The 19,929-nt window shown below is 53.0% G+C and carries 20 protein-coding genes; 6 read left to right on the top strand and 14 right to left on the bottom strand.

Going from position 1 to position 19,929, the window contains the following annotated elements:
* Positions 1-417 precede the first annotated feature (417 nt).
* From RJ38_RS17895 to RJ38_RS00695, 5 genes are all read right to left on the bottom strand, one after another.
* Positions 418-1,506: a calcium-binding protein gene (locus RJ38_RS17895; RefSeq protein WP_052245103.1), complete on the bottom strand. Its 1,089-nt coding sequence runs from the start codon at positions 1,504-1,506 to the stop codon at positions 418-420.
* A gap of 361 nt (positions 1,507-1,867) precedes the next feature.
* Complete coding sequence (locus tag RJ38_RS00705; protein ID WP_039016999.1) at positions 1,868-4,045, bottom strand: esterase-like activity of phytase family protein; 2,178 nt, start codon at positions 4,043-4,045, stop codon at positions 1,868-1,870.
* 153 nt (positions 4,046-4,198) lie between these two features.
* Positions 4,199-4,552 carry a cobalamin-dependent protein gene (locus tag RJ38_RS17890; RefSeq protein WP_238321613.1) on the bottom strand — a complete coding sequence of 118 codons (354 nt, stop codon included), beginning with the start codon at positions 4,550-4,552 and terminating at the stop codon, positions 4,199-4,201.
* A complete protein-coding gene (locus tag RJ38_RS18695; protein WP_156121681.1) occupies positions 4,450-5,985 on the bottom strand; it encodes a hypothetical protein in 1,536 nt (511 codons plus the stop codon). The genes RJ38_RS17890 and RJ38_RS18695 overlap by 103 nt, the downstream gene beginning before the upstream one ends.
* 173 nt (positions 5,986-6,158) lie before the next feature.
* Positions 6,159-6,617 carry a hypothetical protein gene (locus RJ38_RS00695; protein ID WP_039016998.1) on the bottom strand — a complete coding sequence of 153 codons (459 nt, stop codon included), beginning with the start codon at positions 6,615-6,617 and terminating at the stop codon, positions 6,159-6,161.
* Positions 6,618-7,058: 441 nt separating this feature from the next.
* Here RJ38_RS00695 and RJ38_RS00690 point away from each other — a divergent pair, with 441 nt between their 5' ends.
* On the top strand, positions 7,059-7,640 hold the full coding sequence (locus RJ38_RS00690) for a thymidine kinase (protein WP_039016997.1): 582 nt from the start codon (positions 7,059-7,061) through the stop codon (positions 7,638-7,640).
* A gap of 17 nt (positions 7,641-7,657) precedes the next feature.
* Here the strand turns inward: RJ38_RS00690 and RJ38_RS00685 are convergent, their stop codons facing one another.
* The 7 genes from RJ38_RS00685 to RJ38_RS00655 all read right to left on the bottom strand — a co-directional run bounded on the left by RJ38_RS00685 (position 7,658) and on the right by RJ38_RS00655 (position 11,910).
* Positions 7,658-7,906 carry a hypothetical protein gene (locus tag RJ38_RS00685; protein ID WP_039016996.1) on the bottom strand — a complete coding sequence of 83 codons (249 nt, stop codon included), beginning with the start codon at positions 7,904-7,906 and terminating at the stop codon, positions 7,658-7,660.
* A gap of 26 nt (positions 7,907-7,932) precedes the next feature.
* Complete coding sequence (locus tag RJ38_RS00680) at positions 7,933-8,889, bottom strand: 2-hydroxyacid dehydrogenase (RefSeq protein WP_039016995.1); 957 nt, start codon at positions 8,887-8,889, stop codon at positions 7,933-7,935.
* Entirely contained in the window at positions 8,889-9,227 is a 339-nt protein-coding gene (locus RJ38_RS00675) for a tRNA-binding protein (protein ID WP_039016994.1), read from the bottom strand. The genes RJ38_RS00680 and RJ38_RS00675 overlap by 1 nt, the downstream gene beginning before the upstream one ends.
* Entirely contained in the window at positions 9,224-10,033 is an 810-nt protein-coding gene (proC, locus tag RJ38_RS00670; RefSeq protein WP_039016993.1) for a pyrroline-5-carboxylate reductase, read from the bottom strand. Before proC ends, RJ38_RS00675 begins: the two co-directional genes overlap by 4 nt.
* A 47-nt stretch (positions 10,034-10,080) precedes the next feature.
* Positions 10,081-10,581: a type III secretion system chaperone family protein gene (locus tag RJ38_RS00665; RefSeq protein WP_039016992.1), complete on the bottom strand. Its 501-nt coding sequence runs from the start codon at positions 10,579-10,581 to the stop codon at positions 10,081-10,083.
* A gap of 348 nt (positions 10,582-10,929) precedes the next feature.
* A complete protein-coding gene (locus RJ38_RS00660; protein ID WP_039016991.1) occupies positions 10,930-11,340 on the bottom strand; it encodes a universal stress protein in 411 nt (136 codons plus the stop codon).
* 330 nt (positions 11,341-11,670) lie between these two features.
* Positions 11,671-11,910, bottom strand: a complete 240-nt coding sequence (locus tag RJ38_RS00655) for an accessory factor UbiK family protein (RefSeq protein ID WP_039016990.1) — start codon at positions 11,908-11,910, stop codon at positions 11,671-11,673.
* A 170-nt stretch (positions 11,911-12,080) separates the two neighbouring features.
* Here RJ38_RS00655 and lgt point away from each other — a divergent pair, with 170 nt between their 5' ends.
* The 3 genes from lgt to pgeF are packed head-to-tail and all read left to right on the top strand — an operon-like array spanning position 12,081 to position 14,859.
* The gene (gene lgt / locus RJ38_RS00650) at positions 12,081-12,983 is read left to right on the top strand and encodes a prolipoprotein diacylglyceryl transferase (protein WP_039016989.1); all 903 of its coding nucleotides are present in this window, start codon (positions 12,081-12,083) and stop codon (positions 12,981-12,983) included.
* Positions 12,983-14,077 carry a class I SAM-dependent methyltransferase gene (locus RJ38_RS00645; RefSeq protein ID WP_039016988.1) on the top strand — a complete coding sequence of 365 codons (1,095 nt, stop codon included), beginning with the start codon at positions 12,983-12,985 and terminating at the stop codon, positions 14,075-14,077. The genes lgt and RJ38_RS00645 overlap by 1 nt, the downstream gene beginning before the upstream one ends.
* A 23-nt stretch (positions 14,078-14,100) precedes the next feature.
* Positions 14,101-14,859: a peptidoglycan editing factor PgeF gene (gene pgeF, locus RJ38_RS00640; RefSeq protein ID WP_039016987.1), complete on the top strand. Its 759-nt coding sequence runs from the start codon at positions 14,101-14,103 to the stop codon at positions 14,857-14,859.
* A 95-nt stretch (positions 14,860-14,954) separates the two neighbouring features.
* Here the strand turns inward: pgeF and RJ38_RS00635 are convergent, their stop codons facing one another.
* On the bottom strand, positions 14,955-15,464 hold the full coding sequence (locus RJ38_RS00635; RefSeq protein WP_039016986.1) for an Lrp/AsnC family transcriptional regulator: 510 nt from the start codon (positions 15,462-15,464) through the stop codon (positions 14,955-14,957).
* A gap of 259 nt (positions 15,465-15,723) precedes the next feature.
* Here RJ38_RS00635 and trxB point away from each other — a divergent pair, with 259 nt between their 5' ends.
* Both trxB and RJ38_RS00625 read left to right on the top strand, forming a co-directional pair.
* Positions 15,724-16,677, top strand: a complete 954-nt coding sequence (gene trxB / locus RJ38_RS00630; RefSeq protein ID WP_039016985.1) for a thioredoxin-disulfide reductase — start codon at positions 15,724-15,726, stop codon at positions 16,675-16,677.
* A 186-nt stretch (positions 16,678-16,863) separates the two neighbouring features.
* Positions 16,864-18,933 (top strand): bifunctional sulfate adenylyltransferase/adenylylsulfate kinase, encoded by a 2,070-nt coding sequence (locus RJ38_RS00625; protein ID WP_039016984.1) that lies wholly within the window; start codon positions 16,864-16,866, stop codon positions 18,931-18,933.
* A gap of 96 nt (positions 18,934-19,029) precedes the next feature.
* Here the strand turns inward: RJ38_RS00625 and RJ38_RS00620 are convergent, their stop codons facing one another.
* Positions 19,030-19,920 (bottom strand): PhzF family phenazine biosynthesis protein, encoded by an 891-nt coding sequence (locus tag RJ38_RS00620; protein ID WP_039016983.1) that lies wholly within the window; start codon positions 19,918-19,920, stop codon positions 19,030-19,032.
* Positions 19,921-19,929 lie beyond the last annotated feature (9 nt).

Below are 19,929 nucleotides of genomic sequence, written 5' to 3'. Positions count from 1 at the left end.
ATACATCAAAAGCAACTTAACAAATGAATACCTCAGCCCAAACGCAACTTTCTAACACTCCAGAAACCACGAACAACAGATTTTCCAACAGACTCACCGCAAACAACCCACGACTCGCACACCATCAAACCCCAAACACTCAGAATCCAACCAATACGAGCAGGAAACGAGTCGAAACGAGTCGCCAAAAAACAAAACCCGACTCGAAAACACAAAAATACACATCTCAAACACACTCTCAGAATCAAAAAACCGCGCTCAAAAGAAGCGCGGCTCCCAGGAAAAGCCCCGGAATAATTCACTCCCTCCCGTTCCGCATACCCAGAATCAAAAAAACGCACCCAGTATGGGTGCGTTTCTTCGAAGGTGATCGCGTATTAACTTTGCTTCACTCATCTTCCTTATGTAAGTGTCACATCACACTTCAGGAGTATATTCTTGGAGCGTCACACCTGCGGATGTTAAGCCAGCAGCACCAGTCACGGTGGTCACAACAACGCCTTTAATACTAATCACTGCATCCGCGCCATCGTCTGCGACGGATACGTCGGCTAAGGTGAGCGTCCCATCATGCAGAAGTGATATGGCATCACCTTCCGCCTCGTTGAAATCAGAAATAGTCGCCATTTGGCTACCATCTAGCCAAGTTCCCAAGGCAAATGTGTCTCCGTCAGCTCCACCGGTTGCAATATCACCATTACCAATAGCAAAAACGTCCTCACCAGCACCCCCCTCCATCACATCACCCGCAGCATTGACCTCACCATCTAGAAGGCCACTGAGCGTTAACTCACGGTCATCGGAAACGCCAAGGCTTGGACCCTCAAGCCCAAAGAGGGAATCATCGCGAGTCCCGCCCTTCATAATGTCGGCGCCTTCACCACCAAACAACACATCCTCTCCGGCAGAACCTAAAAGCGTGTCAATACCGTCGCCACCAGCAAGAAAGTCGTTGCCCGCCCCACCGTTCAGAAGGTCATCGCCCTCGTCGCCATACAAAAAGTCCACACCATCGCCACCGAAGATTTTATCCCCATCGGCATCACCATGCATTACATCATCACCCGCATCACCGAACATTCTATCGGCACCATCGCCGCCAGACATAGTGTCTACGCCATCGCCTCCCACAAGGAGATCACCGCCAGCATCGCCAGAAAGGTCATCTGCGCCTTCCCCGCCAAATACACGGTCGTCGCCTTCACCTCCGGAGATCGTGTCGTCTCCGGAATCGCCAATTAGCTTGTCGTTTCCAGCATTGCCATTCAGAGTATCGTCGCCTTCAGCGCCAGCAATGCGATCAACACCCGTACCACCCTCGAGGATGTTGCCGTCACTGTCTCCACTAAGGATATTCTCAGCACCTGCGCCAGCAGAAGGGGCCTCCCCTCCTCCACCTGATGCATCCGCACCAGAATCGGGGCTAGAGCTGGAATCAGAATCAAAAATCTCACTCACGGCCCAGCCACCTACGACCACGCCCACCAAAGCCATCAAACCATACATACCATTCAACCTTTTCAATATTGCTGGACGAGCTCCACGCCCAAGCAACAAACTGAACTGCCTCGAATTTATCAGCTACTCTTCAGTTCACTTCAGCGAGTTTACCAAATGCGTTCATCCTTGCATAGTACGTGTCCTAGTTTTCAGCAGACCGTATAATCAATGGCTTTGAACATCCGTCCCCTATACGCGAAAGTATCGCCCAAGAAGGTCACGCAACGGACAGGTCTGAACAAGCCATATCTCCCAGAAAATTCCTTGCGGGGTGAAAGACCTCCGCACATATGCAATACGCCCGCTTTCCAAGTGCAAAAAAGGCGCGGTGTGATCCGCGCCTTTTTCGATTTTGATCGCTTGGTGGTCAGTGACTGATATTCCCGAGGTTTAGGAACAATGTCTCGCCGGAATGATCGTCAACACCATCATTGTCCGTCACAATATAGGCCGTCCCTGTGACATCAATCGCAAGGCCTTCAACCTTATCTTGGACATAGCCATTCAAGCTTTGAAGGTCTGGCATAAGATCGCGGACCAACTCTTTTTGGACCACAGGGAGATCGCCGCCCAATGCAACAGGTTGCATATCCGACATTGGAATACGGTAGATGTTCTTCACAGCCGCATTCGAACCAATTTGATTGTCTCGCTCAATCACATAGACATAATCGCCATGCGCCGTGATCTCTGAAAGACCGGTCCAGCCGCGCGCCGGATCCGCTTTTTCGTATAGAACTGCGCCCCATTCCTCGGTTTCAAGATTGTAGGCGACAAGCTTCACGTGGTTTTCCGGATCATCGCGCCATTCCCGCTGCACCGCCATCCAAAGCGTATCACCGATCTGCGTTATGCCTTCAAAACCGAAACGACGTTCCACCGACATCAATGCATCTGGCAACCCGATTTCGCGGTCAATCTCACCATCAGATCCGACGTGATATATCGCATGGGGTATCGTGCGATCCGTGCGCCCTTCAGAGGCAATCCAAAAGCCGCCATTTCCATCCAAAGCGATACCTTCCATGTCCAGTTTTTGCGCCGGGTAGCCCGCACGCGTTACCGGCAAAGCATTGGTAATGCGCGCCGGGGTCTGGTTCGCATCAATGGTAAAGATCGTCGGCTGAAATTTGTAGAAGCTGTCATTGACTGCATACATAATACCAGCATCATTCGCATCTGCCACGAGGCCAGAAAGCGCGCCCCACCCAACAATTTCATCCATGCCTGCGGATGTCAGTTGTGGGTAGGCTGCGGGGGCTTCTGTGTATTCATAGATCATCACATGGGCGCGCACGCCCCGGTCCTCAATGAAATCCTTCTCATTTGCAGTCACCAAAAGGTTACGCCCTGGGATCGCGACAATGCCTTCCGGCGCAATGCCTGATGGCAGGAGTTGCTGCAGTTGTGGATTGGCCACGTCAGTCATGTCATAAACGCCAACAACCGAAGCACGCTCTGCCCCGATGAACGCCATTGGCGTCCCCTCAAACGTGCCAGTTTCTACACTTTCGGGTTCCACACCTTTTTTGCCCGCGCGCTTCTCAGGGTAATGCCCGATCTGTGCCACGGCATTTTCAAAGGAAATGCCGCTTTCATAGACCACTTCACCAGAAGTGTTGAATACAGTCCAACCGCGCGATCCGCCGTTCATGTCACCTTCGTTGGCGGTGATAAAGTGATCATCATCAAGCCATTTAACTGCATCCGGTTCACGCAGAACATTTTCAAGCGTCGCGTCAAATGTCAGGCGACCATCCCGTGATGCATTGACCTGTTCAAGGTCGACGGACCCAGCTGAGAAATGTGAGGCCACATTGCCGTCGCGATCTATGATTGCCAGGTGATTATTTTCCTGCAGCGTTACCACAGTTTCACCTTTGCCGTTGATCCCTACGAATTCAGGCTCGGGGTCACTGCCGCCAATCTGTGCCAGCCCGGTTAGGTCAACCACACGCATTGCATCACAATCGACCAACGCGTCTTTCACATCAAACTGCACCAGTGATCCAGCAGGCATCTGGGGAAGCTCTCCGTCGCCAAGGTCTTCATCGCGTTCATTTTCGATTGCGATGGACAACAAAGAACCATCCTTCTGCACCGCAACTGAATCAGGTTGGCCGCCGATATCACAGCGTGCGACTTCGGCCTTCGTATCCAGATTGATAATCGCCAAATGCCCCGAAGGCGCGGTGTAACTTTCAGAAGTATTTACCCCAACAAACGCATGCCGATCAAACAACGCAACCGATGTGGGTTCTCCACCAAGCTCAATGTTTCCCAGCGGCTTCGGCGCATGTGGGTCGGTGATGTCGATCATCCCCAACACACCCAAAGGGCTATCGGTGTATACCAATGTCATACCATCATCGGTGGCCGCGATAATCTCGGGCGAGGTTTCACGCGTGCGGTCTTCACCCAGTGCCATGTTGGCTGGGGTCGCAAAACTTGCAACACGATTAAAGTTCATCTCAGCCGCGGCAGGGACAGCAATAGCTGCGCTCAGTGCGAGGACTGACGTCAAGCAAGTTAGATGTGCAGACATGGAAAGCTCCAATAAAGAAATACATCCCGGACATGCATCGGAACTGTAACCAATGCGTATAAATTATATGTCAGATCTGTAAATTATGCGCCACGCTTCTAGTTCCCGAAATGGTGCGCAATTGTTGCGCAGCCAAGATCGGGACGCATTGTGTTATGAAATACGAATATCGGAAACCAGAACAAGACGCAGAGATTGCGCGGCTGTTTCTAGGTCAGGGCATACCAAAACCCCCAGCTCAACCAGTTCGGCAGAAACATCCACGGGCAAGCTTGTGTTGCTGCCTTCAGGAATCTCATTCAAACGGCCACCAATCAGAACCGGGATAGCCAAATCTGCCTCGGAGAGCTTTTGCAGCAGCGTCTTTGAATAGCGCAAAGCCACGCCGTTATAGGTGCTCAATGCTATGACATCGATGGCCTTGTCTTTGGCCATCGCAACGATGTGATCAGGGTCACTAGATACACCACCATCTTCAACGCCAAACCCCGCAGCCGTGAACACCATATCCAACAACATTTTTCCATGCTCATGCACATCCGTCGTCGCGGTGAGGATACAGGTTGGCGTCGTCGCAACCGCAATGAGATCCTGCCCGGCATCTGATTGAATAAAGGCCTCGGCATCTTCTTCCAATTCCCGGAAAGTGGTCGCACTATGATCGGCTTGCGGCGGCCCGGCGCATCTTGACGCAACGCGCCAGCACCAAATTGATGTTCCAGCGCACGCCCACCCAATCGGCGCAGAGCCAGCAACATCTCAAAGGGGTCTTTTATGTCAATTCCAATCGCGTCCAACCCAACCAACACACGATCCGCAAAGCCCTGCCCTTCCTTGAGAAGGATTTTACATGTCTGGTCGATCTGAGACAGATCAAACAGGGGCACATAACCATCGGCCAATTCCGACAACCTGCTTAAGTGACATTGCGCATCACAGATCTCGGCTACATCAGGAATGCGTTCATTTTCGCTGACAGGCACAGGGTTCAGGGCATGCCCGGTTGGCAGAAGTTTCTGCGCAACAATATCCGACAGCAAATAGGATGAAAGCCCAGCATAATTTTCTGCATGGTTCCCTTTGTAAAGCACCGTCGCACCATACACCTGTGAACCAGGAACCCCGTCACTGATCGCCGCAAGCGCGCGCTGAAATGCGATGCGTGTCAAAGGTTCCGTGAAATGATGCCCATAACACACCGCATAAGGCGCCCCGATGAGGTCAGTCACGATGTATTTTTCAAGCAAAGCCTGGCCCAGCGCACTGGACAGATCTTCAAACACCGCCGCATATCCATCATCAAGATTTGAGTGCACCAAAACTGGCGTCGATTGCGCGGCGATCAATCCCAGCGCTTTGACCGTATTTTGCGTGGTCTCAACGTCATCGTCATAGCCAGGCAAGCGAAAAGTAAAATACTGACCGAGATTGCCAATTGTCGTGGCCCCTGCTGCAAGCGCCGCGCAGGTATTTTCCAAAGCGGCCGGGAACCCCAGCATGAAATCCCCAAAATGCATCGCAGCCGAGCTGGCTTCGGTTAGGGCGGCAAAATCTGCGACACCTTCAAGCAATATCCCCGTCCCGCGGGGTTTCGATGCGCGGTGATCTCGCGGATAGCCCATCGACCAGTCCAAACACATGCCAAACCGGTCAATCTGTGCGCCTCGGCTTGCGCAGGTGTCGTAAACTTGGCGGATTGCATCGACTGTCCGGGAAAGGTCCCGGAAGCCCAAATGCGCATGCTGCATCATACGACCAGAGCCGATCATATGACGTTTATAATCGATTTCATTGCTGAAACCAGTTTCTCGACTGAAACCGCTGATGCCGACATTCCAATCACCAGCCAGTTTTTGCCCCATCCGCAACAGTTCCGTGCCTCTGGGTAAATCCCCACTGGGAATGAGATCTGCACGGGTGATTTTGGTATTTTGTTTCATCATATACGCAGGATGGCGAAACTGATGGATATGACAAGGTGCATTCACATGCATACCCGACGCCAAGGACCAGTCACATAAAAAATGAAAAAGCAAAAGGCCCGTCCTGCAATACAGACGCGGGCCTAATCGATTTTATTTACAAGACTCAATCACAAGCCTTAGAGACATGTTTAGTTGCGGCCTTCTTCTTCGAGGTGCAATTTCATATCCATCAACACATGTTGCAGTGCCAATGTCTCGCGCAACAACCGCTTTGCTTCGTTCACGGTGATAATCCCGTCTTCGATGGACTGGTTGTACTCGCTCATCAACATCGCAAATCGCTGGGCCAAAGCAACCACATCCGAATTCACCCCACCTTCAGGAGAGTTCTTGCGATCCTGATCATATGACATGGTAATGCCACGCAGTTCAGCCAATGCACCTGTGACATGTGGATAGCGCGATGCTTCTTCCAAAGAAGCGACGGCATCAATCGGCATGAAGCGGTCGGAATGCTCATCACTGTCAGAATAGTAACGGCCAAGAGTCGCCTTCGACTTTCCGGTCAAGCTGCACGCAGCTTCAATGCCCACATCCTTAACCAAAGCTTCCGTGTGCTTCTTTAGATAACTGCCCATGCCGCTCATCTTATGTCCCTCATGATATCGTTTCGCCCGCCGGATCGCAGGGGGGGGGGAAATCCTTTTGTTCTTTCCCATTAATACGAAGCCGCGCATTTGTCATTCATAAAGCGTCAGGAAGGTTCCTGATAGTAACAAGTATCCGACGTCCCCAGCGTCGGTTAATGGGTAGGGATTGCCGTGCTTTCGCTTGCGGGAGCGGAACCAGCTTGCTGTAACCAGTACGGTGGTCCTTTTTAGGAAAAGACGGTGTTGGAATTCATTCATCCCCAAGCATATTTTCGTGCTACTCGGATTCCAACAGCAGCGAGCGTCGCTTTTATTTCGAAGTGACGCTCGCATCCTTGTCTTCATTGGCGGCGTATCCCTACCCATCCCCAAAGGGCAGAATAACATTCAGCTGAAATATGGTTGCACCCAAGCATTCAGCCGGGGATAACCTTCCGCATGGCTAAATTATACTTTCATTACTCGACCATGAACGCCGGTAAATCGACCGTTTTACTGCAGGCATCCCACAACTATATTGAACGTGGCATGCAATCCTATTTGCTGACCTATGGATTTGATGACCGTGCTGGCACCGCAAGAATCGCATCGCGAATCGGAATCGGCGCAGATGCAGATACATTCACCCCCGGGGAGGATATGTATGCGAAGATCAAAGCGCGCCTGGATCAGGGGCCTTGCGCCTGCATCTTCATCGACGAATCACAATTCATGACGAAAGATCAAGTTTGGGAACTGGCCCGCGCGGTCGATGACTTGAAGGTCCCCGTGATGTGTTACGGGCTTCGCGTCGATTTTCGGGGCGAGTTATTCCCAGGGTCCGCAGCTCTGCTGGCCCTAGCCGACGAAATGCGCGAAGTGCGTACGATCTGTCATTGCGGCAAGAAAGCCAGCATGGTGCTGCGGATGGATGAAAACGGCCACCCCTTAATGGATGGCGCCCAAGTGCAGATCGGCGGCAATGAAACCTATGTTTCCGTGTGTCGCCGTCACTGGCGTGAAGCCGTGGAAAACACTTAACCCCCGAACGCAGCGCATCAGGTCTTCAAGACACTACATTTATCTGCAAGCCAATGCACGGATTGCGTCGCGGCCCTAAAGGCCGCATCCACATCCGCAAACACCTGATCACCAAAATGACCTATGCTGTACCAGCCCCGGGCATCTTCCGGATCACGACGGAACTCGTCGAAACCAACGGTTCCGTCAGGGCGCTGAAACACATCAACGCAGATATATTCTCCATCAAGATTAATCGAACGCATGACTTTATTCTTATGTGCCATCTGATTATTCCTGATTTCACAATAGCTTAGATTTCATTTCTTGAAGGCTTACCATCAAAGAAATCGACAAGATTGCCAACCGCCATATGCCCCATATCCGTGCGGACCTCCAAAGCGGCGGTTCCCAGATGAGGCAACAGCGTGACATTATCCAGCGCGCGCAATGCGTCGGGCACTTGGGGCTCATGCTCATAGACATCCAGCCCAGCGCCGCCGATCTGATTGGATTTGAGAGCGCTGATCAATGCCGCCTCATCCACCACGTCGCCGCGTGAAATATTAATCAAATGAGCATGCGGTTGCATCATGCCCAACGCCTGTGCGTCAATAAGGTGATGGGTCGCGGGACTTCCGGGCACAGCCACGACAACAATATCTGCCGCAGCCATAACATCGGAAACACGGTCCAACTGGCCAGCGGGAACCTCGGTATCGGCCACATGTGAGCGGTTGTAAAAGATCACATCCATGCCAAAGCCAAAATGCGCGCGTTTGGCGATTGCCTTGCCGATGCGCCCCATGCCGATCACGCCCAAAATCTTGCCAGACATATGCAGACCCAACATCTGCGTTGGATGCCACCCTTGCCACGTGCCGGATCGCACCAACCGTTCGCCTTCGGCAGCACGGCGCGCAGACATCAACATCAGGGTGAGCGCAATATCAGCCGTGGCATCGGTCACAGCACCAGGCGTATTGGTCACGACCAAACCCGCCTCTTTTGCCGCAACGAGATCAATATGGTTATAGCCCACACCAAAGTTCGCAAGAATCTTTGCCCGGGGATTGGGGGCGCTGGCAAAAACATCTGACGTGAACATATCGCCAAGTGTGGGCAAGATTCCGTCAAATTCCCCAAGCGCTTTGACCATCTCGACGGGTGTCATAGGGGATGTATCATCGCGCAAGGTCACGTCGAAACGAGCATTGGCCGCCTCAAGAACCGGGTCGGGCAAGCGCCGCGAGATCAAGATCTTTTTCATCAATGCAGCTTTCCACCGATCGGCACATCTTGGTCCGGCGTGGTCAACACGATGCCGCCCTGCGCATCACTGAACCCAACAATCAGGCATTCCGACATGAATTTTCCGATCTGGCGCGGGGGAAAGTTCACAACCGCCATGACCTGCTTGCCGACCAGATCTGCTGGCGTGTAATGCGCCGTGATCTGAGCCGAGCTTTTCTTCTCGCCAATCTCAGGGCCGAAATCGACCCACAGCTTAATCGCTGGTTTGCGCGCTTCTGGATAGGGTTCAGCCCGGATCACCTTGCCAACGCGAATGTCGATCTTAGCGAAATCATCATATGTAATGTCACTCATGCGCCCAATTCCTTGGACCGGCGCGTGGCTGCATCAACCGCGTCGCGCATTAAGGTCGGGAACCCCTTAGTTTCATCCATGAGCACCTCCAAGGCCGCTTGGGTTGTGCCATTGGGTGAAGTCACATTGATCCGCAGTTGCGTCGGGGTTTCGCTTGAATCCTCCGCCAACTGCCCGGCGCCGCCCACCGTGGCTTTTGCCAGCGTCATGGACAATTCAGGCGACAGACCTTGGGTGACACCCGCCGCTGCCATGGCTTCGATCAAGTGGAACACATAAGCAGGGCCAGATCCAGACATCGCCGTGACCGCATCCATTTGTCCTTCATTGTCCAAACGTACGGTTTGCCCAATCGCTGACAGCAGGGTTTCCGCCAATTGCATGGCCCCTTCACCAACATGAGCGTTCCCAATCAAACCCGTGATCCCGCGCCCAATCGCGGCGGGGGTATTGGGGATGGATCGGATCACTGGTGTTTGCGCGCCCAAAGTGTCTTCATAATGACCAATTGTGGTGCCAGCGGCGACGGATAGAAAGATTGTGTCGCCGTTCCCGTAGGTTTTCAGAACAGGCAAGGCCTCTTCCATCATCTGGGGTTTGACCGCGACCAATACCAATGCTGGATTTTCCGGCAGGTTTTCATTCAATCGCACGCCTTGTGCGTTGACCCAATCTGACGGGCGCGGGTCTTTCACCCAAACAGATGCGGCAGGCAAACCCTGTTTCAGCCAGCCTTCCAGCATGGCAGATCCCATCTTGCCACAGCCCAACAAGACCAAGCCGCGTGTTTTGATTGTATCGAACATTGCAAATCCCCCTCATGCGGGCGATTCATGCCCGTGTTGAGGAAAGCTTATGCGCGCCCCCAAGCCTCTGCAATGGCGCATTTGATCGCTTTTTCCGGCGTGTGATCCGCCCAAGCCACCAATTGGAACGCTGGATAGAAGCGTTCCGCCGTCAAAACCGCCGCGTCAATCATCGCATTGATCTGATCGACACTGGCGCTTTGACCGCCCGTCAGCACAAGACCATAACGATAGACCATCATCTGCTGCGCGTCCCACCAAGTGAAAGCGCCGGCCCAAATCATGTCATTCACATGATTCAAAACCTCGTAAAGTTCCGACATACGACCATGGGGGGGCTCCATCTCGAAGCTAGAGATCAAACGCAAAGTTTCATCCTGATGCGACCAAGCCAATGTGATGGAATAGCTGCGCCATTGTCCTTCGACCACCATCGAAATCTGGTCGTCTCCAACCCGGTCAAAATCCCATTCGTGATGCTCCGCAAGCGTTTCAACGATGTCGATGGGATGAGGTTCACCCACAAGGTAATGTTCAGATAATGACATGCCCGGGCCTCTTGTGCTTGCGCAGGGGAGTGGCAGCTCGTCCCGCATGAGTTCCGTCGCGCCTCTTTTTGATGGCGCTACTATAAAATGGGGACCAACCAGGTCCCTACACGATATATGGTGGCGCGGGTATTTAGATCTGTAAAGGCAAAATGTAATGTTATCCCCAAGGAATGGTGTTTCTCGCCCAATTACCCCCTGGATACGGTAGGTTGTCCACAGATTGGACGGATTTGTTAAGCTTTTGTTAAGAATGGTCTCTGGAAATGCAGCCAACCAGTAGGGCTGCCCAGTCACAGCGGCCGAAAAGATATTCCCTTACCGGCCGCCATTTTCACAGGCTAAAGGTCAAACACGCAAAACGTGAACCGTACAATGCGCATGACGAACGACACGCGCAGCAGTTGACCCCAAGAAGAAATCTTTGATCCCCGGTTTATGGGACGCCACAACGATACAATCCGCACCATGGGTTTTCGCATATTCGGTGATCGTGCGGCCTGCAGACGGACCACGCAACAAGACGGATGTAATCTCGGCCTCATCCTTCACCCGCTCGGCCAAATTCGCCTTCGCCTTTTGAAACACCTTCTCGTCAGCGTCCTCTTCGAGATAAGCCATGACTTGGGTGTTCGGCGGTTCATACGCGTGCACAGCAGTGATGGCCCCGCCTTCCGAAACCAAAACGCGCGCTGCGGATAATGCCAGATCGCTAATGCCATGTTCAAGAGATAGTGCGACGATGATCTTATTGTACATTTGCAGTCCTCAAATTTCAGTGCTGCAGCGATGTCCGCCGAGCTACCTATGCAGAACCTATAGTGAGAGACGGCTTGCATCAACTCGGCACGCAAATTTAGGTGACGGCCTGCAATACCCTGCGCGCAATCTTTCAAACGCATCAGAGTTAACCTAGGCCATTTCAATGACAACTTCTGTGCTTAATGGTGCGACGGCTGCGTCAAAACCTTGGGGCTTTCCCAACAACATAGATATAGGCTTGAAATAAACTCAAGGGTTTCGGCGGAACCATTCGCCGAAACCCCAATACACGGATGGGCGCTTACGCGCAGCGCCTCACCCCGGTGATTACTTTGCTTCAAGCGCCTCGATGCGGGCTTTCAAAGCTTCGTTTTCTTCACGCGCCTTCTGTGCCATCGCACGCACAGCGTCGAATTCTTCGCGGCTGACAAATTCACGGTCAGCCATCCAGCGATCCATCACGCTTTTCATTGCGGTTTCCGCCTCGGTTTTTGCACCCTGCGCAACACCCATAGCGTTGGTCATCAGTTGTGAAATATCATCAAGAACTTTGTTACGGCTTTGCATAGTGACCTCGAATGTCTGAAGGCGATTGTTCCTGTCTATATGGGCGCGCCACCTCAAAAGCACAAGAGAGGAAGCGTCGCAGGTAAAATGTGATCACCCTCAACCGCTGATATCCGCCTTCTGGGCCGCGGATGGTTGACACCCCCCGCGCCCACAGGCAGGAAACCGTTATGGAACATTACATTTCTTTCCCCGATGTCAGCCCCGATATTTTCTCAGTTGTGATCTTAGGCATCACCATCGCACCGAAATGGTATGCAATGGCCTATATTATGGGCATCATTATTGGCTGGTTCATTGCCGTACAGGCCGTGAAACGCGTGACACTTTGGGATAAAGATGGTCCTGCCATGCAGCGTGAGAACATTGAGGATCTTGTGACATGGATCGTGCTTGGTGTGGTTCTGGGCGGGCGGCTTGGATATGTATTGTTCTATAAACCGGGCGATTATCTTGCTGATCCGCTGTCAGCCCTGAAACTTTGGGAAGGCGGCATGGCCTTTCATGGCGGGCTTGCAGGGGTTCTGGTGGCTGTCATTCTATATTGTCGCAAATATAAATTCGACCTCTGGAAAACCGCCGACATGCTGGCGATTGCCACAGCGCCAGGCCTGCTGTTGGGGCGCATCGCGAATTTCATCAACGCCGAACTTTGGGGGCGCGCAACCCTATCACCTTGGGGCGTGGCCTTCCCGGGGTATGGCGCGCAAAATTGCCCCGCAGATATGTATCATCCGGACGGCATCTGCGCACGTTTCCCAAGTCAGCTGTATGAAGCAGGGCTTGAAGGGTTGTTGCTTGGCACGCTGGTTCTGATCATGGCTTTTGGCTTTGGCGCTTTGAAACGCAAAGGGCTTGTGACCGGTGTTTTCTTCATCGGATATGGCGCTGCGCGTATGTTCGTTGAAATCTTCCGCCAGGCGGACGCGCAATTCATCACCCCAAGCAACCCATTGGGCCTGATTGTGCAATTTGGCGAAACAGGCCTATCAATGGGGCAGCTTCTGTCGCTGCCCATGGTCATCTTCGGCCTGATCGTCTTGGTTGTGGCGTTAAAACGGAAACCCATCTGATGTCTGCGTTGTTGCCTCATCTGATTGAACGCATTCAAACCACTGGCCCGCTGAGTATCGCGGAATACATGCAGGAATGTTTGCTGCACCCCACGCATGGTTATTACGCCACCCGCGACCCTTTTGGGGCAGACGGTGATTTCACCACCGCGCCAGAAATTTCTCAGATGTTCGGTGAACTTCTGGGCCTCTGCCTTGCGCAAGCTTGGCTTGATCGCGACGCGCCTAAGTCTTTCATTTTGGCTGAACCCGGCCCCGGCCGTGGCACATTGATGGCCGATATCATGCGCGCAACACGGTCTGTTCCGGGCTTCCATGCGGCTGCGAATCTGTACCTGATTGAAGCCTCAGCTACGCTGCGCGGCGTTCAAAAGGAAACACTGGCGGATTATGATGTCACCTGGTGTGACGCCATTTCCGACCTTCCGCATGGAACATTGCTTCTGGTTGCAAATGAATTTCTGGACGCTCTGCCCATCCGTCAATTTTTGCGCGATGGCACGGGTTGGCGCGAACGTCGTGTTGGCCTGCCCGAGACCCCAGACACTTTGATTTTCGGCGCAGGAGAAAGCACCCAGATCCCAGCGCTGGCCCATCGTTTACACGACACCAAATATGGCGATCTCGTCGAAATAAACGCCGCCGCGCGCGCCACAGCCACAGAGATATCCCAACGCATCGCGCGGGATGGTGGTTTGGCTTTGCTGGTGGATTACGGCAGCTGGCATTCCACTGGGGACACCTTTCAAGCGTTAAAATCCCATCAGTTCATCGACCCACTTCTGCAACCCGGCGACGCCGATTTGACGGCCCATGTGGATTTTGAACCTCTAACGGAGGAGGCCGAAACCGCAGGCATCCATGCCTCTGGCCTGACACATCAAGGGGTACTTCTGGAACGCCTTGGCATCACGGGACGCGCGCAAGCTTTGGCTGCGAATATGACCGGGGAAACCTTGGATGCGCATATTTCAGCACATCGGCGCTTGACCCACCCCGAAGAAATGGGGACCCTGTTCAAAGCATTGGCACTGTTCGCCAAGGGCACGCCCCCCCCGCCCGGTTTCAATCCGCCCGGGGCAAATTCGGTTTAACGATCGCTATCGGAGAAGATGTTATGGGCCTTGAAATTCTTACGGATGATTCACTTTTGCCGTTTCGGCACGGCTTTTTCACGCGACTTGGCGGGGCGTCATCGGGGATCTATCACGGGCTGAATTGTGGCTTTGGATCTGACGATCAAGCAAATTGCGTAACCATCAATCGAGCGCGTGTCGCAGATGCGCTTCTTCTTGCGCCTGAAAACCTACTGTCTGTGCATCAAATTCATTCCGCAGATGTTTTGCATGTCACGGGCCCTTTGGACAAACCACTGCCACAGGCAGATGCGATGGTCACCGCGACCCCAGGCCTTGCGATCAGCGCCTTGTCAGCGGATTGCCAGCCCGTGTTGTTTGCGGACCCTGACGCCAAGGTCATTGGTGCGGCGCATGCCGGGTCAAAGGGTGCGCTTGGTGGTGTGCTTCAGGCGACCATCGACGCAATGGAAACCTTAGGGGCCACGCGCGAAAATATTTCAGCGGTGATCGGCCCGTGTATCAGCCAACGCGCCTATGAAGTTGGGGAAGAATTCGCCGAGGATTTCATCCAAGAAGACCCAGGCAACAGCCGTTTTTTTGCCAATGGTCTTGAGGGAAAGTATCAATTTGATCTGCCCGGCTTTGGCCTGCACACCCTTCGTTCCGCCGGTGTAAAGCAAGCACGCTGGGTCGGGCATTGCACCTATAGCGATCCAACACGTTTTTATTCGTGGCGGCGCGCCTGTCACAACAATGAAGGGGATTACGGACGCCTGATTGCCAGCATCCGCATCTAAATCTGTACGCTGTAGGCAACAAGGGCGGCAACGCCCGCCCCAGTGAGGTTCACCAGAAGTATTTCGGGCAAGGTGAAATACAAGCAGTCCCGGTCTTAAAGTCCACTTTCGAGTTGACGCACGCGTTCCTCGAGGATTTCAAACGGCACACCTGGCACATCTTTTGCACATCGGATCACCAAGGATGTTTTCACGCTGGCGACGTTATCAGCTGAGGTCAGCTGTTCTGTCAGGAAGCTTTGGAAAGTCGACAAATCAGGTGCCACGCATTTCAACAGGAAATCCACCTCGCCGTTCAACATATGGCATTCACGCACAAGCGGCCATTCGCGACACTTGCCTTCAAAAACGCTGAGGTCAACTTCGGCCTGACTGACCAAACCAACCATCGCAAAAACTTGGACTTCAAACCCCAAATCACGCGCACTTACATCAGCGTGGTAACCCCGGATATATCCGGCGTCTTCCAAAGTACGCACACGGCGCAAACAAGGTGGCGCCGAAATGCCCACACGTTTGGCCAGTTCCACATTGGTCATACGACCGTCCGCCTGCAATTCAGCCAGAATCTTACGGTCGATTTCATCAAGTTTAGAGCCAGCCATACGGTCCGCCTGCGTTTTAGGTTGTTTACAAATCCCGCCGCGCGGGTGTTCTTACCATGCACAACGGCCGGTAATTTTCGCGGATCGTACGCGAGTGCCGCCCAGCGCGCAATAATATTTCAACATTACGCAGGGAAACTTTTACTTTTTCTCGCTTCACCCACTGATTGTAGATTTTTCGTGACCAAAGCGCAGCTGGGCTTCCCTGCAACGCTGACAGCCCCTATATCCGTTGAAACACAATTTTTCGGAGACCCCCATGGCGGATACGCGGCACACCAAAGTACTTATCATCGGCTCAGGCCCTGCGGGCTATACTGCGGGCGTTTACGCCAGCCGCGCCATGCTGGAACCGATCCTTGTTCAAGGCATGGAACCCGGTGGTCAGCTGACCACAACCACGGATGTTGAAAACTGGCCAGGTCACAGTGAAATCCAGGGCCCTGACCTGATGATCAATATGGAAACCCATTCACGCGCAATGGGAACCGAGATCATTTCAGATCTGATCACCAGCCTTGATATGACGAAACGTCCGTTTACGGCCCAAAGCGACAGCGGCACGGTTTACACGGCGGATGCAGTGATTTTGGCGACCGGTGCCCGCGCAAAATGGCTGGGTCTTGAGTCGGAAGAAAAGTTCAAAGGCTTCGGTGTTTCTGCCTGTGCGACCTGTGACGGGTTCTTCTATCGCGGCCAAGAAATTGTTGTCATCGGCGGGGGCAATACCGCTGTGGAAGAGGCTTTGTTCCTAACGAACTTCGCCTCAAAAGTGACCTTGATCCACCGTCGCGATGAACTGCGTTCTGAAAAGATCTTAGAGGATCGCCTGATGAAGAACGAAAAAATCACCCCACTTTGGTTCCATGAACTTGTCGAAGTTGTTGGTGACGAAAACCCGCTGGGCGTCACGGCCGTGCGCGCAAAACATGTGGAGACTGGTGAGATCACCGAAATCCCATGCAAAGGCGTGTTTGTGGCCATCGGTCATGCCCCCGCAAACGAGTTGGTGAAAGACACGCTGGAAACCCATATGGGCGGCTATGTCAAAACCGCACCGGACAGCACTGCGACATCCATCCCAGGTATTTTCGCTGCCGGCGATCTGACGGATCATAAATATCGCCAAGCTGTAACATCTGCCGGCATGGGCTGCATGGCAGCACTTGAGGCGGAACGTTTTCTTGCCGAACTTGGTGATGGAACGGAATAATCCGTTTTTGCATCTTCTGAGAATAATGATTGGGGTAAGCTACGGCTTACCCTTTTTTTGTCCGACACAGCCGCTGGCATTGTTCCCTAAACGCCACAAAAATCGTTCGAAATTTACCAAAAGGGTTTGCAGAAAGCGTCGCACGCCCTATGTGTTCACGCATGAACACACATTGAGTCGAGCGTTATGGCATCCCCTGCGATCAAAAATACCATATCAGAGGAAGATCAAACCTTCCTGCTTCTGCGTCAGCTGGATGCTGCTGCAGAGGCGTCACAGCGTGCGACGGCTGCGGCGATTGGTATTTCCCTTGGTCGGCTAAATGCGCTTTTGCGCGAAACAGTGGATCGCGGGTTAATCACCATCTCTAAGCGTTCTGGCCCCGATAAACGCCAGCGTTTCGCCTATTCTCTGACATCTCGGGGTGGCGCAGAAATGCGTCGCCTCACCGACAGCTTTCTTGCCCGCAAGCTGGCCGATTACGAAGCTCTGCACGCAGAGCTAACCGGCACGACCAGCGGGCTTGTACCCTTTAAAAACAGGACCAGTATTATGAATAACAATCTTGCCCCAATTCCGGAGCTTTACGTTTCTTATGACAGCGCGCAAAAGCTGAAAACCGAAGCTGGCGACCTAACCAGTCACGACCTGACACCCCGTCAGATTTGTGACCTGGAACTGTTGATGAACGGTGGATTCAACCCGCTGAAAGGCTTCTTGACCGAAGAAGACTATAACGGTGTTGTCGAAAATATGCGTATGGCAGACGGCGCCCTTTGGCCCATGCCTGTGAATCTTGATGTGTCTGAAGGTTTTGCCGCCACGGTTGAAGTTGGCCAAGACATCGCGCTTCGTGACCAAGAAGGCGTGATCCTTGCGACCATGACCGTCACCGACAAATGGGAACCAAACAAAGCCCGCGAAGCTGAGATGGTTTTTGGCGCAGATGATGACGCGCACCCTGCGGTGAACTATCTGCACAACCAAGCTGGCAAGATTTATCTGGGCGGTCCGATCACAGGTATCCAACAGCCAATCCACTATGACTTCCGCGCCCGCCGCGACACGCCAAATGAACTACGCGCATGGTTCCGCAAAATGGGCTGGCGCAAAATCGTTGCGTTCCAAACACGCAACCCACTGCACCGCGCACACCAGGAACTAACTTTCCGTGCCGCCCGCGAAGTCCAAGCCAACCTGTTGATTCACCCCGTTGTCGGCATGACCAAACCAGGCGATGTTGATCACTTCACACGCGTGCGCTGCTACGAGGCTGTTCAGGACAAATACCCAGCCGCGACAACCAACATGTCCTTGCTGAACCTTGCGATGCGCATGGCTGGTCCACGTGAAGCCGTTTGGCACGGCCTGATCCGTAAAAACCACGGATGCACCCACTTCATCGTTGGTCGCGACCACGCAGGCCCTGGCAAAAACAGTGCGGGCGAAGATTTCTACGGCCCCTATGACGCACAGGACCTGTTCCGTGAGCACCAAGACGAAATCGGCATCGAAATGGTTGATTTCAAGCATATGGTTTATGTGCAGGAACGCGCACAATACGAACCAGCCGATGAGATCCTGGACAAAGACGACGTCACCATCCTGAACATTTCAGGCACAGAACTGCGTCGCCGTCTGCGCGAAGGTCTTGATATTCCAGAATGGTTCTCTTTCCCTGAAGTGGTCAGTGAGTTGCGTCGCCGTTATCCACCACGCAGCCAGCAGGGTTTCACCGTATTTTTCACAGGCTTCTCCGGTTCAGGAAAATCCACCATTGCCAATGCGTTGATGACTAAATTGATGGAAATGGGCGGACGCCCAGTGACCTTGCTTGATGGTGATATTGTTCGTAAGAACCTGTCTTCCGAACTGGGGTTCTCCAAGGAGCACCGCGACCTGAACATCCGCCGCATCGGATATGTCGCCTCAGAAATCACCAAAAATGCGGGCATCGCGATCTGTGCACCCATCGCCCCTTATGCAACCACCCGTCGCGCTGTGCGCGAAGATGTTGAAGCCTTTGGTGCCTTCGTTGAAGTCCATGTTGCGACCAGCATTGAAGAATGTGAGCGCCGTGATCGCAAAGGCCTGTATAAACTGGCACGCGAAGGAAAAATCAAAGAGTTCACTGGGATCTCTGATCCATATGACGTACCCGCTGATCCTGAGCTATCTGTTGAAACTGAAAACGTTGACGTCGACAACTGTGCGCACCAGGTCCTTCTAAAACTTGAAAGCATGGGCCTTATCTAAGCTCTGCGTGGCCCCGGTATCATTTCGGGGCCACATCCCAGCTCGGAAAATTCGCAATTTTCCGTCCCGTTTTCTTTGAAAGAAAACGAACGCGCTTCACAGCTCGAGTATCCCCCACATCACAACTTTCCCCATACCGCCAACCTTCACACTGGTTGGCGCATCGCGTGGCCCCAGCACCTCAACGCGTGCTTCTCCAGGGCGACCCATCCAATGGCCTTGCTGGGCAATGAATTCGGAACCTTCAAGTAAGTTGTGATGCCAGAGATACGCCGCCATACAACCGGTTGCTGATCCAGTAAAAGGATCTTCCGGCGGCATGGGGGCAGGCAGCAACAAACGTGAGAACGTATCACCATCAGGCGTTTCTCCGCCAAGCGTCACCAAGAAAGGTTCTATCAATTCCGAACGCGTTGTACCGACGGGGTTGAGGGCATTCCACATTTCTACATTGAGGGAGGCCCTGCGCAATGTATCCTTATCTTTCAACACCACGATACAGAACGGAGTGCCTGTCGACACGATTTGGGGCGCGCCCAAAATATCTTCCCGCGACAATCCATACATTTCCGCGATCATCGCAACGTCAATCTCGCGGCCGAACTCAGGTGCAGGTTGCGTCATTGTAATCAATGCCTTGTCATCAACAATTTCGACTTCAATCGGCAAAACGCCCGCCCCAACCTCAAGGGTGAATTTCGCGTGACCTGCCGAGATATCGATCACCCCTCTATCAATCAACGACGCGACAGTCGCGATCGTCGGATGACCCGCCATCAGGATTTCTTTATCCGCAAGATAATAGCGCGCACCGAAATCCGCGACGGCAGAATCAACCATAAAGGCACATTCCGAAAGAGATGTTTCCCGCACAATTGCCAGTCGATCATCGATAGAAATATCAGCGGCGTCATGCACAACGACGCAACCGTTTCCACCAAAGGTTTGGCTGGTAAATGCATCCACCCAATCGAAACTATGTGGCATTACAATTCT

This window comes from Halocynthiibacter namhaensis, from assembly GCF_000812685.1.
Lineage (GTDB): Bacteria > Pseudomonadota > Alphaproteobacteria > Rhodobacterales > Rhodobacteraceae > Halocynthiibacter > Halocynthiibacter namhaensis.
This window is presented reverse-complemented; position numbering and strand designations above follow the sequence as displayed.